This is a genomic window from Nonomuraea sp. 10N515B, assembly GCF_052245915.1.
GTDB lineage: Bacteria > Actinomycetota > Actinomycetes > Streptosporangiales > Streptosporangiaceae > Nonomuraea.
Genome location: NZ_JBQQBQ010000019.1, coordinates 91,582 through 107,236, shown reverse-complemented (window position 1 = coordinate 107,236; position 15,655 = coordinate 91,582). Strand labels below are relative to the sequence as shown.

Genomic DNA, 15,655 nt, shown 5'->3' with positions numbered 1-15,655 from the left:
CAAGTGCTGAGATTCGGCGCGGTTGGAGCTGGAGCCGCGCTGTTGCCGGGGCAGTGGACGGCGGCGGCCCGGGCCGGATCGGTGGCGCCTCCGGACGTGCGCGCCGCGAACGATCTGGCGCTGTGGTACGACGAAAGTGCCGGTACGGACTGGCTGCGTGCGCTTCCGCTCGGAAACGGTCGCCTGGGCGCCATGGTGTTCGGCAACATCGACGCCGAGCGGCTGCAGCTCAACGAGGACACCATCTGGGCCGGCGGGCCGTACGACCAAAGCAACACGAAGGGTGCGGCGGCGCTGCCGCAGATCCGGCAGCTGGTCTTCCAGAACCAGTGGAGCCAGGCCCAGAGCCTGATCAACCAGAACATGCTGGGCAACCCTTCGGCTCAGCTGGCATACCAGCCCGTGGGCAATCTGCGACTGACCTTCGGCAGCGCCACCGGCGCCTCGGAATACAACCGCTGGCTGGACCTGACCACGGCCACCACGACGGTGACGTACCTGCAGAACGGCGTGCGGTATCAGCGCGAGGTGCTCGCGAGCGCGCCGGATCAGGTGATCGCCCTCCGCCTGACCGCCGACAGGCCGGGCTCGATCACGTTCTCCGCGACGTTCGACAGCCCGCAGCGGACGACGCGGTCGAGCCCGGACGGCACGACCGTGGCGCTCGACGGCATTTCCGGCGACCAGAGGGGCCTGGCCGGCAAAGTCAAGTTCCTGGCACTGGCCCGGGCCGTCGCCGAAGGCGGCAGTGTCAGCAGTTCCGGCGGCACGCTGCAGGTGAGGGCCGCCAACAGCGTGACGGTGCTGATCTCCATCGGCTCCAGCTATGTGAACTACACGAATGTCAGCGGTGACTACCAGGGCATCGCGCGGCGGTACCTCGACGCCGCCAACGGCAGGACCTACGACGACCTGCGTGGCCGGCACGTCGCCGACTACCAGCGGCTGTTCGGGCGGACGACGCTCGACCTCGGCCGCACCGCGGCGGCCGACCAGCCGACCGACGTACGGATCGCGCAGCACGCGAACAGCAGCGATCCGCAGTTCTCGGCGTTGCTGTTCCAGTACGGCCGTTACCTGCTGATCTCCTCCTCGCGTCCGGGCACCCAGCCCGCCAACCTGCAGGGCATCTGGAACGACTCGCTGACCCCGTCCTGGGACTCGAAGTACACCCTCAACGCCAACCTGCCCATGAACTACTGGCCGACCGACACGACGAACCTGTCGGAGTGCTACGAGCCGGTGTTCAGGATGATCAACGATCTCACGGTCAGCGGCGCCCGCACCGCCCGGGTGCAGTACAACGCCGGCGGCTGGGTGACCCACCACAACACCGACGGGTGGCGGGGCAGCTCGGTCGTCGACGGCGCGACCTGGGGCATGTGGCAGACCGGCGGCGCGTGGCTGGCCACCATGATCTGGGACCACTACCTCTTCACCGGCGACCTGGACTTCCTCCGGCAGTACTACCCGGCCATGAAGGGAGCCGCGCAGTTCTTCCTCGAGACCCTCGTGGAGGAGCCGAACCTCCGATATCTGGTCACGAACCCGTCGAACTCGCCGGAGCTGACCCACCACGCGGGCGTCAGCGTGTGCGCCGGGCCCACGATGGACAACCAGATCTTGCGAGATCTGTTCAACGGCTGCGCCAAGGCCAGCGAACTCCTCAGCACGGACGCAAGCTTCCGGGCGCAGGTCCTGGCGGCCCGGGACCGGCTCCCGCCGATGAAGACCGGGTCACGCGGCAACATCCTGGAGTGGCTGTACGACTGGGTCGAGACCGAGCCGAACCACCGGCACATCTCCCACCTCTACGGCCTGCACCCCAGCAACCAGATCACCAAGCGCGGCACCCCCGCGCTGTACACCGCCGCCCGGCGGACTCTCGAACTGCGCGGTGACGACGGTACCGGCTGGTCGCTGGCCTGGAAGATCAACTACTGGGCGCGGATGGAGGAGGGCACGCGGGCGCACGACCTGATCCGCGCCCTCGTGACGACGGCCCGGCTCGCGCCGAACATGTTCGACCTGCACCCGCCGTTCCAGATCGACGGCAACTTCGGGGCGACGTCGGGCATCGCCGAGATGCTGCTGCAGAGCCACAACGGCGAGCTGCACGTGCTCCCGGCGCTGCCGGCGGCCTGGCCGAGCGGGAAGGTACAGGGCCTTCGGGGGCGTGGCGGCTACACCGTGGACGCGACGTGGAGCTCCGGCGGGGCAACCGAAATCCTCATCAGGTTCGACCGTGACGGGACAGTCAACGTACGCAGCCGGCTGTTCGCCGGCACCTACGAGGTGGTCGACACCACGACCGGCGGTGCCGTCAGCGTCGACAAGCCGGAGAGCGACGTCATCAGACTGACCGGCCAAGCGGGTCGCACGTACCGCATGACCGGGTCCGGCCCCGCGCCGACGAGCTACGTGCGGATCACCAATGTCACCACCGGCCTGGTGCTGGACAGCGGCGGGAATGTCGCCTCCGGCTCGAACCTCAAGCAGTGGAACTGGGACGGCAGCACCAACCTGCAGTGGCAGCTCGTTGACCTGGGCGGGGGGTGGTACCGCATCGTCAACCGCACCAACGGCATGGTGGCCGACAGTTGGGGCAACACCGCCAACGGCGCCAACGCCAGGCAGGCGGCGTGGAATGGCGGCAACAACCAGCAGTGGCGCCTCAACAACATAGGCAACGGCCGCTACCAGATCATCAACCGCGGCACCGGCACGGCCCTGGACGGTATGGGCAACAGCACCGCCGGCTCCACCGTGGCCATGTGGACGCCGAACAGCAGCACCAACAACCAATGGACCCTTACGGGCGTGTGAAAACCAACGACGTCACTGGAAGCCCGTCACGTTCTCCTTCGTCACCATCTCAGTGCCGGTGTCGATGATCGCCGGGACACGCTGGCCTCGGGCCGCGGCGACCGCGGTCTCGATGCCGGCCGAGCCCATCTTGGCGGGGAACTGGGCGACCGACGCCGCGATCTCACCTGCGGCGATGGCCTTCAGCTCGCCCGGTGAGGCGTCGAAGCCCACCAGCACGAGATCGCCCGGCTTCTTGCCGGCCGACTTGACGGCCTGGAGGGCGCCGAGGATCGGCGGCCCGCAGGCCCCATAGATGGCGGCGATGCCGGGATGAGCGGCCAGGATGTCCTGGGCGGCGTTGAGCCCCTTGGTCTGGTCGCAATCGGTGGCGGGTTTGGAGACCACGGTGACCCCGTCACCGAGCGTGGACAGCATGCCGGTGACGCGGTCGTCGAGCGAGGGGTTGGCCAGCCGCCCCTGCAGCACGGCGATCGTCGAGCCGGGCTTGACGCGCTCGGCGAGCCAGGCACCCGCCAGCTTGCCGCCCGCGAGATTGTCGGTCGCCACCACCGACGACTTACCTGCCCAACCGGGGATGTCGTTGTCCACCAGGACGACCTTGACCCCGGCGTCCACGGCCTTCTGCAGAACGTTCTGGAGGTTCGGGCTGGTCGGCGTGATCGCGATGGCCTTGACCCCCTTGGCGAGCATCGACTCGATCTGGGCCGTCTCGCCTTCGTCGTCCGTGCCGCTCTTGCCCTGGCCGAAGAGAACGTCGACGTCTGGATGATCGCGGTTCCAGGTCTTCACCGCGTCGACCATGGTGTCGTAGAAGTCGACTGGGAACTTCGTGATGAATCCAACTTTGATCGGTTCGGCGGCGCCGGGAGACGCCTCAGTCGTGGACGTACCGGAGCCGGTGGAGCAGGCGCCGAGACAGAGCGCCAGTGCGAGGGCCAGCGAGGCTGACCGGAGGTGTGGTGCCATCGTTCTCATCACTTTCGGGAGGGGCGGTGGCGCGGAACGCCGGAGGGAGGTCACGAGTCGCCTCCGACGATGAGCGAGACGATCGCCTGCCGGTTGTCCGGCGTAGGTCTCATCTCGCCGACTTTGCGACCGCGCCGCAGCACCGCGGCTCGGTCGGCTATCTCGATCACGTGATCCATGGCATGGGAGATGACAATGACGGCGTGGCCCTCCTCGCGTAGGCGCAGGATGAGATCGAGCACTCGCCGCGACTCGCGCAGCCCGAGCGCTGCCGTCGGCTCGTCGAGAATCACGACCTTCGACGCGAACGCCGCGGCCCTGGCCACGGCGATGGCCTGCCGCTGGCCTCCGGACATCAGACCGACCGTGGCGTGGGGGTCGGCGATCCCGACCTGGAGGCGTGTCAGCAACTCACCCGTCGCCCGGGACATGTCCCGGCGGCGCAGCAGCCGCAGGCCGCGGGGAAGCCAGCGCGGCCCGGCGATCTCCCGCCCGGCGTAGAAGTTCGCGACGGGATCCAGATTGTCGAACAGCGCGAGGTCCTGGTAGACGGTCTCGATCCCGAGCGCTCGGGCGGCGGCGGGCGAGCCGGTCGTCACCGCGACCCCGCCCATCTCGATGGATCCCGCGTCCAGCCGGTGCACGCCGCTGATGCACTTGATCAGCGTCGACTTACCCGCCCCGTTGTCGCCGAGGAGGGCGAGCACCTCACCGGGGAACACCTCCAGATCCACGCCGTCGAGGGCGAGAACGGCGCCGAAGCGCTTGGTGGCGCCGCGAACGGCCAGGGCGGGCGTCATGACCGCGCCGCCTGCACGACGCGGAAGCGGCTTTCCAGCCGCCCGCGGATGACGTCGGACTCGACGGCCACGACGATGACGACGCCGATGACGATCGGCTGGAGAAAAGCGTCGACGTCGAGCAGGTTCATGCCGTTCCGGATGATCCCGATCATGAGTGCTCCCACGAGAGCGTTGCCTACGCCGCCCCGGCCGCCGAGGAAGCTCGCGCCCCCTATGACCACCGCGGCGATCGAGTCGAGCTCGGCCAGGTCGCCGAAGGTCGGGGAGCCGGCGTTGAGCCGGCCGGAGGTGACGATCGCGGCGATCCCGGCGGCCAGGCCGCTCAGGACGTACACCGAGATCACCACCCGGTCGACGGGAATCGCCGCCCGCCGGGCTCCCTCCGGGTTCCCGCCGACGGCGTAGATCCAGCGTCCCCACACCATGCGCGTGGTGAGCAGGACGACGGTCAGCGCCACTGCGGCGACCAGGAAGGCCGAATACGGCAGCCAGCCTGCCGAGCCGCCGCCCATCGTCTGGACGATCTCGGGCATGCCCTGCTGGGGTTGCCCGCCCGACAGCCACAGGGCGAGGCCCCGTGCCGCGCTCAGGGTGGCGAGCGTGATGATGAAGGGGTGGGGCAGCCGGCCCAGAACGTAGCCCATGCCGTTGATCGCGCCGACTGCCATGCCGGTGGCCAGCATGGCGAGGACGACGACCGGTCCGGACGGTGCGGCGGAGTAGACCAGGGCCCCGGTCACGGAGGCGAGCGCCAGCGTCGATCCCACGGACAAGTCGATCCCCCGGGTGAGGATCACCAGGAGCTGCCCGATGGCGAGCACCGCGATCACCGCGCTCTGCGCCAGCACGTTGCCCAGGTTGAGCATGGTGAGGAAGGCGGGTGACAACATGCTCATGATCACGACGAGGAGCAGCAGGATCAGCGCTGGGCCGAGCCGGATGGCCAGCAGCGCGAGCCGCAGCGGATCGCTGCCCAGGCGGCGCGGGGCTCCGGCCTCGACGGTCACGTCATCTCTCCGGGGGCGGTGTCCACTCGCTTCCCCGACTCGTACGAGCGGATCACGGCGTGCGCGAGCGCGAGCGCGCGACGGCCGGCGCTGGCGTGGACGGGCGGCGGATCGCCGGCGCGCAGGGCGGCGAGCACCTCGTCGACGTGCCGGTCGAAGGTGGCGTGGAAGCCCCGGTCGGCGTCGTTGAAGTACCCCGCCTGCCACACCCTGCTCGTCTCGTCCCCGGCCGGCGTGTAGGTGTAGCGGCGGACGGTGTCCTCGACGAGGATCCGGCCGCCGGTGCCGTTGATCTCCAGCAGGTGGGTTCCCGGGTAGGTGTACGAGGAGTCGTAGGTCCCGAGGAGCGTCCCCACCGCCCCGCCGGCGAATCGCACGGCGATCGCCATCGTCGTGTACGGCGGCCCGCCGGTCATCTGCGCCGTCACGGACGCGATCGGGCCGCACAGGTGCTCGACCATGTCGAAGCCGTGGCACTGGGTCTCGATGAGGTTGGCGTGGGGGTGCCGGCTGGTGCCGGCCTCTCCGCCGAATCGCCAGGTCGCGAAGACCAGCCGGCCCAGCTCACCGCGCTCGATGGCCGCCGCCGCCAGCCGTACGGGACGGGCGTAGCGGTGGTTGAAGTTGATGGCGAAGAAGAGCCGGCGGGCCTCGGCTTCGGCGATCAGAACGTCCGCCTCCTCGAGCGAGAAGACGAGCGGCTTCTCGACCAGCAGCGGGATCCCCGCCTCGACCAACTGCCGGGTGGTGGCGAAATGGTCTTCGTTCGGCAGGCACACGGATATCAGGTCGGGCCGCTCCCGGGCGATCATCTCCTCCACGTCGAGATAGGGGCGTACACCGAACCGCCGGGCGCGCTCGACGGTGCGCTTCTCGGTCCGGCCCACGACGGCGCACAACTCGGCGTCCTCGCGGCAGGAGAACACGCGGGCGTGGTGGAAGCCCCACCAGTCGCCGGTGCCGACCACCGCGACCCTGGTCCGATTGTCGTTCACTGTCGTCTCCTCCTTGCCAGGGCGGCCTGGACGAGTACGACCAGGACGAGGAAGGTGCCGCTGACCACCTGCTGGTAGGCGGAGCTGAGCGTGCCCACCTGGTTGATCAGGTTCTGGATCACCTTGAGCAGCAGCACGCCCGCGAGGGTCCCCCCGAGCGATCCGGCGCCGCCGGTGAGCAGCGTGCCGCCGATCACGACGGCCGCGATGGCCTCCAGTTCCCTGCCTTCACCGAGGGTGGGGAGCCCCGAGGCGGTCTGCGCGGCGATGAGGACTCCCGCGAGGCCGGCCAGCAGGGAGTTGAGCACGTAGACGCGGACGCGGATGCGAGCCACCGGGAGCCCCATGAGCTCGGCGGCGTGCCCGTCCCCGTTCCCGGCGGCGAAGACCCGCAGGCCGAACCGGGTGCGGTTGAGCACCACGCCGGCCGCGGCGAAGACCGCGAGGGCGATCAGCACCGGGACGCCGACGCCGAGAACACTGGCCTGTCCGATCCGGGTGAGGGCCAGGTCGGCCGGGATGATGTAGACCTGGTTACCCTCCTGGGAAACCGCGAAGGCCAGCCCTCGGGCGAACAGCAGGGTCGCCAGGGTGACGACGAACGGCGCCAGCCGGGCCCGTCCGATCAGCAGCCCGTTCACCAGGCCGATCAACCCGCAGACCGCCAGGGGCAGCAGGACCGCGCCCGCCGTCCCCCAGCGGGAGCCGTACGCCGCCAGGACGCCGGACAGTGCGAGAACCGATCCGACGGACAGGTCGATCCCGCCCGAGAGGATCACGAACGTCATGCCTGTCGCGACAAGCAGCAGGTAGGAGGCGTCCAGCGCGATGGCGCCGAGGTTCCCCGGCCCGGTGAAGCTCGAGCCGAAGGTCAGCGACCCGAGGAGGATCACGAGGACGAGCACCAGGGCAGCCCCGTGTCGTCGGGCCAGCGCAACCACGCTCATCCGGCCGGCGCCGGCGGCAGGCGAGAGGGGGGCTGCACGTTCCGCCTGTCCGGTTGTCACGTCCCGCTCCTGTTCCGCTGCGCGTACACGGCGGCCACGATGATCGCCGCTTGGATCATCCGGGCGGTCGAGTCGTGCAGGTCGTGCTGGATGACCGTGGCGATGATGAGCTGCATCAGCAGCGCCCCCATCAGCGTGCCGAGGATCCGGACGCGGCCTCCAGCAAGGGGCGTGCCTCCCACGACCACGGCAGTGATGGCGCTCAGCTCGATCAGCAGCCCGGTGAACGAGGGGTCGCTCGCGCTCTGCCGCCCGGTCGTCAGCACGCCGGCCATCGCTGCGAGCACCCCGCTGATCATGTAGACGGTGACCAGCGTCCGCCGTACGGACAGGCCGGCCAGGAGCGCCGCGGGCCGGTTGCCGCCCACGGCCAGCAGCCTGCGGCCGAACGCGGCGTGGCGCAGGACGAACCCGGCGGCGGCGGCGACCGTGAGGGCCATGAGCACGGGCAGTGGGACCCCCAGCACCTGCCCGCCGCCGATGGCGGCCAGCGTGGGGTCGAAGATCTCGACGAGCCGGCCGTCCGCGAGCACGAGCGCCGCCCCCCGTCCGGCTACGAGCAGCCCGAGCGTGGCGACGATCGGCTGGATGCCGTAGGCGACCAGTCCCCCGTTCAGGAGTCCCACGGCCGCACCGGCGAGCACCGCGACGGCGATGGCGAGCCAGGGCCCGTAGCCGAGGTAGAGCGGCAGCAACGCCGCCGCGATGGCCATCGTGGAGCCGACCGACAGGTCGATGCCTCCGGTGCCGATCACCAGTGCCATGCCGAGGGCGACGATGGCCACCGGGGCTACCTGGACGAGCTGGAGCCGTAGGTTCGCGACCGTGGCGAAGTTCGGCGTGAACACCAGGTTGAACGACAGCAGGACGCCGAGGGCGAGGTAGACCCCGTAATCGGACAGCCAGGTCACCCGCCCCACCGCGCCCATGCGGCCGGCCACGGTCGGCTCAGTCATCGAACCGCCCACCGGCAGATTCGTCCGGGACGTCCGCGGCGATCAGCTCCATGATCCGCCGCTCGCCGATCTCCGCACCGCGCAGGACGCCGGCCGCCGTCCCGTCCCGCAGGACCACGACGGTGTCGGCGCCCTCCACGATCTCCTCCAGCTCCGCCACCAGCAGCACGCCGAGGCCTTCCTGAGCGAGCTCGTCGATGAGCCCCTGAATCTCCGCCTTGGCGCCGATGTCGATCCCCCGTGTCGGCTCGTCGAGGATCAGCACCGCGGGATGGAGACAGAGCATGCGGGCGAGCAGCACCTTCTGCTGGTTGCCTCCGGAGAGCTCGCCCACCTTCTGGTCGGGCGACGACACTTTGATCCCGAGGCGGCGGATGAATGTGCCGACGATGCGGTCTCGCGCCCGCCGGGACACCAGCCCGCCGCGGGTGAGCCGGGGCAGCGCCGCGAGCGTGATGTTGTCGCGGACCGACAGCCCTGGCACGACTCCCTCGGCCTTGCGGTCCTCCGGGACCATGCAGACACCCGAGCGGATCGCGGTGGCGGGGTTCCATCGCCGGCGGGCGCGCCCGGCCACCTCCACCGACCCGGCGTCGAGAGGGTCGGCCCCGAACACCGCCCTCGCCGTCTCCGACCGGCCGGAGCCGAGCAGGCCCGCGAGTCCCACCACCTCGCCCGGGCGTACCTCGACGGAGACGCCGTTCAGGGCGTGCGCGCGCACGAGGGACTCGGCCCGCAGAACCGGCGCGGCGCGGCCCACCTCGTGGGCCTCGCCGAAGCTCGTCACGCCGTGGCGGCGCACCTCGGCGACCGGCCGGCCGAGCATCGCGGCGACCAGGCCGATGCGGGAGGTCTCCCGGACGAGACCGGTGTGGACCAGACGGCCGTCGCGCAGGACGCTCACCCGCTGGCACACGCGGAAGACCTCATCCAGCTTGTGAGTGACGTAGAGGATCGCGATGCCCTGCTTGCGCAGCACCTCGATGACGTCCGCGAGCCGGTCCACCTCGCGCGGGGCCAGTGAGGAGGTCGGCTCATCCATGATCACCAGTCGGGCGCGCGCACTGACCGCGCGGGCGATCGCCACCATCTGCCGGATACCGAGGCCCAGCTCGCCGAGCGGCCGGCGGACGTCCACGGTCACGCCGTACCGGGCGAGGACCTCGGTGGCTTCCCTCCGCAGCCGTGACCGGTCGAGCAGCCCCAAGCGGGTGATCGGCTCCCTGCCGAGGAAGAGGTTGTCGGCCACGCTCAGCAGCGGGGCGAGCTCGACCTCCTGGTAGATGGTGCTGATCCCGGCGTCCTGAGCGTCGGCGGGTCCGGAGAAGGACACCGGCCGGCCGAGGTGGCGGATCGTGCCGCCATCCGGGCGGTGCACCCCGGTGAGCACCTTGATGAGCGTGGACTTCCCCGCCCCGTTCTCCCCCACCAGCGCGTGGGCCTCGCCGGCGTCGAGCCGCAACGAGACGTGATCGAGGGCGAGGGTCCCGCCGAACCGCTTGGAGACGGCGTGCGCCTCGCACACCGGTTCATTCATGTGCCTGCTCCCGGACGTCGTGGGGGCGGTCCGTGCCGCCCCCGACCTCAGTAGGCGTTCGTCAGTTCGGCCTTGGCGTTCTCAGGGGTGTACTCCTTGTCGGAGATGATCGTCTTCGCCGGTACGCCCTTGCCGGCGTAGAAGTTCTCGAGCGCCTGGAAGGCGAGTGGTCCGAACCGTGGGTTCGACTCGATGACCGCGGCGATCCAGCCGTCGACGATGCCCTGGACCGCCCCGCGGGTGCCGTCGATCGTGACGATCTTCACGTCTCCCGGCTTCTTGCCCGCCGCCTTGAGCGCGGCGACGGCGCCGAGGGCCATCTCGTCGTTCTCCGCGTAGATGGCGCTGATGCCGGGGTTGGCGGAGATGAGCTGCTCGGTGACCGCGCGGCCCTTCTCACGGGTGAAGTCGCCGGTCTGCTCGGCCACGACCTTCAGCGCCGAGCCCTTGGCGGCGAGCTGATCCTTGAACCCCTTGGTCCGGTCGACGGTGACGTTCACCCCTGAGGCTCCGAGCAGGATCGCGACCTCTCCCTTGTCTCCGGTCGCGGTGATCATGGCGTCGGCGGCTCGGGCGCCCTGCTTGACGAAGTCGGAGCCGATCCAGCCGAGGTAGTCGACGCAGGCCTTCTTGGTGGTGAGCAGCCGGTCGATCGTCATGATCGGGACTTTCGCGGCCTGTGCCGCCTTGAGCGCGGGGTCGAGCCCTTCGGAGTTGAGCGGGGAGATGATCAGGACCTTGGCACCTTGGGCGATCATGCCCTGGATGTCGGCGATCTCCTTGTTGAGGTCCGACTGCGCGTTCGTCGTGATCAGCTTGATGCCCCGCCGAGCGGCCTCGTCCTTGATCGACTGTGTCTCGGTGATCCGGAACGGGTTCGCCTCCTTCTCCGACTGCGCGAACCCCACGGTGACGTTCTTCAGGTCGAGCTGGGGCACACCGCCGTTGTACCGCTCCGGGGTGCACAGCGACGCGTCTCCAGAGGTCGCCTCCACCTGCTGCTGGGCGGACGCGCCGGCGTCCGCGGGGCCGTCGCCGACGGACTTGGTGCACGCGCTCAACGTGAGCGCCAGCAGGCCGGCAGCGGCCGCAGCCGTTGTTCTGCGGGGCATCAAGTGACCCTCCTTCCGAGGGAACGGGCACCACCTGCCATAACTTGCATTGTTTTGACAGGAAGTTGAGAGGATGATAGCCACGGCGGTTACCGATGTGTCAATATGCGTCGCCAGAACAACATGTGATGGCGGGCCGCTTGGATGCCTACAAGCTGCTCATACACGGAAACGGCGGAGGGACCGGTGTCGCTGACTCGTTACGCGCCCAGAAAAGATGTCAGATTGGGTCAGAACTCATCGATTCATGTCAGCAATGTGGACGTCGACCTGCGCGCCGACAAGCCGGTCCACCATGACGGAGTCCGCCTTCAGGTCTGTGACCAGGACGCTCATGCGCTCGGTGGACACGGTCTGGCACATCGTGTCGTGACCGATCTTGGAGTGGTCGGCGAGGACGACGACCTCGCGGCCGGCCGCGGCGAGGGCCTGGTCGGTGGCGGCGGCGAAGACGTTGGGCGTGGTCAGTCCCCTCTCGGGGGTGACGCCGTCGCCCGACAGGAAGGTCTGCGCGCCACGCAGGCCCGCCAGGTGCTGCTCGGTGATCGGCCCCACGAAGGCGTGGATGGACCGGCGCAGCGTGCCGCCCACCGCGACGACTTCGATGTGGGGCGCGTCCATGAGCGCCTCGACCACCATGGTGGAGTTGGTGACGACGGTGAGGGACGGCAACTCGGCGAGCCGACGGGCCAGCGCCGCGGTGGTGCGCCCGGGACCGAGCAGGACGGCGGTGCCGGGCTTCACGAGCGTCGCGGCGTGGGCGGCGATGGCCTCGCGCTCGGCCGCCACCGCGTCGACGGAGACCGGACGCGACGCCGCGGGGAAGACGGGCAGAGTCACACCACCCCGAGTGGCGTCCAGCAGGCCCTCGCCCACCAGCGACCGCAGGTCCCGCCGGACAGTGGACTCCGACGTGCCGAGCGCGCCGGCCAGCTCCCGGAACGAGGCATACCCGTGCTCGTGCACGTGCTCCAGGATGCGGCGTCGCCGCTCTGCGATCAGCATGGGACCGGGCTCACTCATCTATGGTCGGGCACCTCTGGGACGCTACTTTACTCCAGAAGTTGTCAACAGCGGTCAATTGGCGGAACCGGACATACGTCGCATCGTATGGCTCGCGCTCACTGTCCGGCAGGAATGTCCGGGGCGGGTACGACCGGCGGACCACCTCGCGCAGCTCTCCAAGAGAACCGATGCCCCCGTGGGCCATGACCTGGACGAGGAGGTTGCCGATACCGGTCGCCTCGACCGGCCCCGCGAGCACGGGCCGCCCGCCGATGTCCGCGGTGAGCCGGCAGAGCGTATCGCTGGCAGCGCCACCGCCGACCAGGTGTACGGCCTCCACCGGGCGGCCGGTCAGCTCCTCTGCCTGCTCCAGGACCAGGCGGTAGGAGCACGCCAGGCTCTCCAGGATGCAACGCACCATCGCGGCCCGGCCCTCGGGCACCGGCTGGCCCGTCGCGCGGCAGAACGCCGCGACTCGGGCCGGCATGTCCTCCGGCTTCAGGAAGCCCAGGTGGGTGGGATCGATCAGCGGGCCGAAAGCGGGTGCGGCCTCGGCCTCGGCGACCAGGTCGGCGTACGAAGCGCCGGTCCCCCAAGCCCGGCGGCACTCCTGCAGCAGCCAAAGGCCGTTGAGATTGCGCAGGAACCGCACAGTGCCGAGCACGCCGCCCTCGTTGGTGAAGCCGGCGAGGCGGGACTCTGGGGTGGTGATGGGCCCGGCCGTCTCCACGCCGACGAGCGACCACGTGCCGCAGGAGACGTACCCGACTCCGCCAGAGGAGCCGCTCGAACCGGAGCCGACGGGGAGCGCCGCCACCGCCGACGCGGTGTCATGACCGGCCACGGCGACCACGACGGCCTTGCCTGGCCGGCCGGATTCGTCCCGCAGCGGCCCGGCGACCGTGCCGGGCTCGACGATTTCCCCGCCGAACAGACGCGACGGCAACCCGAGCCGGGCGATGAGGTCGCCGGCCCAGCGCCCGGTCCGGGCGTCCAGGAGCTGGCTGGTGCTCGCGATCGTTCGCTCGGTAAGCGACTCGCCGCTCAGCCAGAGGGTGAACAGGTCCGGTAACATCACCAGCCGATCGGCGGCGTCCAGCAGCGGCGACCCGGCGTGCGCAAGGAGCTGGCACGAGGTGTTGATGGGCAGCGGCTGCACCCCCGTCACCTCGTAGTGCTCCTGGGAGGAGACCAGGGCGGTCAGGCCCGCGGTGTAGGGGTCGCGATGATGCCGGGGGTTGGCCACGAGCCGCTGGTCGCGGTCGAGCAGCCCGAAGTCGTTGCCCCACGCGTCCACGCCCACGCTGACGACCCGACGCTCGGCGGCGACGCGCCCGATCCCGGCACGTGCATCCGCCAGCAGGCGCAAAACGTCCCAGTGGAGGCCGCCGAGAACGCGAACCGGCACGTTGGGAAAGCGGTGGACCTCGCTCACCACGAGACGCTCGCCGTCGAACTCACCCGCGAGCACCCGTCCGCTCTCCGCCCCGAGATCCACGGCGACGTAGGTGGGCACAGGCCGAGCCTATCCTGCTCACGGTTGAAGACACCTTCTGAGCGAGCTCGGGACGCTGCCGTGGCCGGCTTCCTGCTCAAGGACACCAAACCGGAGCAGTCGGCGCAGGCTGTCCGTACCCTCGCGTCGACGGCGCGATGGGCCTCGTCAGGAGGGCCGCATTCCTATGGGACAGCCACTGGCCGGGACGTCAGGCCGTGGACAGATGCCCGGCTGCGACGCGGAGCGTCGACTTTCGGACCAGCAGGCGAGTGTGATGGACCACGCCTCCTGACACCGCAGGCGTTTCTCCTTCGACGAGTTGGATGAGGAGTTCCGTGGCGATTCTGGTTGCTCCGACGGGATCGAGGGACAGCGTGGTGACCGGCGGTGTTGTCGTTTCGTAGGCACTGGACTCGCTCGCACAGGCCACGAGGAGGTCTTCGGGAATCCGCAGGCCATGGCCACGGGCGGCCGACAGCACGGCGTGCCCGCATCGGTCGTACGGACCGAAGATGGCGTCAGGAGGATCGTCCCGGGACAGGAGGCGGGCGACGGCAGGGGCCGGATTCTTGCGTCTCATGAGTTCGAGCCGGGCGGGCTCTCCCCGCTCGGCACACCACTCACGGTACGTTGTCATGCACGCCTGGATGTAGGAGTCGGTGGTGTCGCCGCCCAGCAGGGCGACCCGCTGTGCTCCGGCCTGCGACAGGTGGTCCAGCACGCCGCGCACCGCGCCTTCGACATCGTTGTCCACCCAGATGTCGTACGGCTCCGCGCTGGCCGGCCTCCCGATGTGGACGACGGGCACGCCGCGCATCAGCAGATCGGCACGAACCCTATCGCCCTTCGGGCTGTCGATCAGCAGCATGCCGTCGACGGGCAGAACGGCCCACCGCTCCAGGCCGAGAGCGGTGGGTTGCACGACGAGCCCATAGCCGTGTTCGTGTGCGACAACGGTGGCGGACTGGATGGCCTGGGAGAAGTAGGGGATTTGCGCGAAGCCCCATGAGGCGGGGTGGTCGGTGGTGACGGCCAGGCCCAGCGTTCTCGTGTGCGCCCTGCCAGGAAGGTAGCCGAGCTCTCGTGCCACGCGCCACACGTGGTCACGCGTGCTCTGGGACATGCGGCCGGCCGAGTTGAGCGCGTTGGAGACGGTCGCGATCGACACTCCGGCCACTCGGGCCACATCTGCCATGGTCACGTCAGGTGAGGGCTTTCGGGGCACCTTTACAATCGTACGCTCGTGGCGTTTCGCGGAGGTTACCCGCCGGCCGTCATTCGGCCGTCTCCACCGGGACGAAAGACCCGCCGTGACCAGGGATGATCAGGCTCGGACGCAGGGCGAGCACGCGCTCGCGCGATCGTCTCAACGCGTGGCCGTCCTCGGCCAGCGGGTCATCGGCCGGCCCGTCGGCACTCCACCACAAATGCGTGGCGACGACCAGCCCTTCATCGGTCTCCGCCACCGTGGTGATGTCCTCCGCCGTGTGCCCCGGGGTTCGCAACAGCCGGACCGAGGGCGACAGCTCGAAACCATCGGCCTCACGCTCCACCCACTCGTCGCCGGAGTAGATCGCCCAGTGGTCGTGGAAGCGGGCCTCGGGGAACAGGGCGGCGTTCAACGTGTGATCCGGGTGGTGATGAGAGAACACCACGTCGGTGACCTGCTCGGGTTGCAGACCCAACTCGGCGAGAGGGTCCAGGATGAGCCGGCGGTGGGCGACCATGCCCGGATCGACCACGGCGATCAGGTCGCCTTCCCGGATCAACGTCACGGTGCTGGCGACCCGCTCGTCGGCGTATCCGTCCGTAAGGACGTGAACGAATGCTGGCATGCCAGGCAGCATACGGAAATCGTTGCCAGCGAGGAAGATAGCGACCGATTCGATCGCCGTTCTACGGCCATGCAACGAGATTGTTACCGTACGGGGTTGAGGTTA

At 69.6% G+C, this 15,655-nt stretch carries 13 protein-coding genes; 1 reads left to right on the top strand and 12 read right to left on the bottom strand.

The window, feature by feature from the left end:
- Nucleotides 1-3: 3 nt before the first annotated feature.
- Nucleotides 4-2,826 (top strand): glycosyl hydrolase family 95 catalytic domain-containing protein, encoded by a 2,823-nt coding sequence (locus ACTWQA_RS27715; protein WP_443161990.1) that lies wholly within the window; start codon nucleotides 4-6, stop codon nucleotides 2,824-2,826.
- 12 nt (nucleotides 2,827-2,838) lie between these two features.
- On the opposite strand, the gene ACTWQA_RS27710 is transcribed toward ACTWQA_RS27715, so the two are convergent.
- The 12 genes from ACTWQA_RS27710 to ACTWQA_RS27655 form a co-directional block, all read right to left on the bottom strand.
- Nucleotides 2,839-3,795 carry a sugar ABC transporter substrate-binding protein gene (locus ACTWQA_RS27710; RefSeq protein WP_443161989.1) on the bottom strand — a complete coding sequence of 319 codons (957 nt, stop codon included), beginning with the start codon at nucleotides 3,793-3,795 and terminating at the stop codon, nucleotides 2,839-2,841.
- A gap of 50 nt (nucleotides 3,796-3,845) precedes the next feature.
- On the bottom strand, nucleotides 3,846-4,595 hold the full coding sequence (locus tag ACTWQA_RS27705; RefSeq protein ID WP_443161988.1) for an ATP-binding cassette domain-containing protein: 750 nt from the start codon (nucleotides 4,593-4,595) through the stop codon (nucleotides 3,846-3,848).
- Complete coding sequence (locus tag ACTWQA_RS27700; RefSeq protein WP_443161987.1) at nucleotides 4,592-5,605, bottom strand: ABC transporter permease; 1,014 nt, start codon at nucleotides 5,603-5,605, stop codon at nucleotides 4,592-4,594. The genes ACTWQA_RS27705 and ACTWQA_RS27700 overlap by 4 nt, the downstream gene beginning before the upstream one ends.
- Nucleotides 5,602-6,600 (bottom strand): Gfo/Idh/MocA family protein, encoded by a 999-nt coding sequence (locus ACTWQA_RS27695; RefSeq protein ID WP_443161986.1) that lies wholly within the window; start codon nucleotides 6,598-6,600, stop codon nucleotides 5,602-5,604. The genes ACTWQA_RS27700 and ACTWQA_RS27695 overlap by 4 nt, the downstream gene beginning before the upstream one ends.
- On the bottom strand, nucleotides 6,597-7,607 hold the full coding sequence (locus tag ACTWQA_RS27690) for an ABC transporter permease (protein WP_443161985.1): 1,011 nt from the start codon (nucleotides 7,605-7,607) through the stop codon (nucleotides 6,597-6,599). The genes ACTWQA_RS27695 and ACTWQA_RS27690 overlap by 4 nt, the downstream gene beginning before the upstream one ends.
- Entirely contained in the window at nucleotides 7,604-8,563 is a 960-nt protein-coding gene (locus tag ACTWQA_RS27685; protein WP_443161984.1) for an ABC transporter permease, read from the bottom strand. The genes ACTWQA_RS27690 and ACTWQA_RS27685 overlap by 4 nt, the downstream gene beginning before the upstream one ends.
- Nucleotides 8,556-10,100: a sugar ABC transporter ATP-binding protein gene (locus ACTWQA_RS27680; RefSeq protein ID WP_443161983.1), complete on the bottom strand. Its 1,545-nt coding sequence runs from the start codon at nucleotides 10,098-10,100 to the stop codon at nucleotides 8,556-8,558. The genes ACTWQA_RS27685 and ACTWQA_RS27680 overlap by 8 nt, the downstream gene beginning before the upstream one ends.
- A gap of 47 nt (nucleotides 10,101-10,147) precedes the next feature.
- Entirely contained in the window at nucleotides 10,148-11,212 is a 1,065-nt protein-coding gene (locus tag ACTWQA_RS27675) for an ABC transporter substrate-binding protein (RefSeq protein WP_443161982.1), read from the bottom strand.
- Nucleotides 11,213-11,449: 237 nt separating this feature from the next.
- The gene (locus ACTWQA_RS27670) at nucleotides 11,450-12,235 is read right to left on the bottom strand and encodes a DeoR/GlpR family DNA-binding transcription regulator (protein ID WP_443161981.1); all 786 of its coding nucleotides are present in this window, start codon (nucleotides 12,233-12,235) and stop codon (nucleotides 11,450-11,452) included.
- Nucleotides 12,228-13,733, bottom strand: coding sequence for a rhamnulokinase (locus ACTWQA_RS27665; RefSeq protein WP_443161980.1), 1,506 nt, complete (start codon nucleotides 13,731-13,733; stop codon nucleotides 12,228-12,230). The genes ACTWQA_RS27670 and ACTWQA_RS27665 overlap by 8 nt, the downstream gene beginning before the upstream one ends.
- Nucleotides 13,734-13,923: 190 nt before the next feature.
- Nucleotides 13,924-14,940, bottom strand: coding sequence for a LacI family DNA-binding transcriptional regulator (locus ACTWQA_RS27660; RefSeq protein WP_443161979.1), 1,017 nt, complete (start codon nucleotides 14,938-14,940; stop codon nucleotides 13,924-13,926).
- A 49-nt stretch (nucleotides 14,941-14,989) separates the two neighbouring features.
- Nucleotides 14,990-15,550, bottom strand: coding sequence for an MBL fold metallo-hydrolase (locus tag ACTWQA_RS27655; RefSeq protein WP_138719807.1), 561 nt, complete (start codon nucleotides 15,548-15,550; stop codon nucleotides 14,990-14,992).
- Nucleotides 15,551-15,655 lie beyond the last annotated feature (105 nt).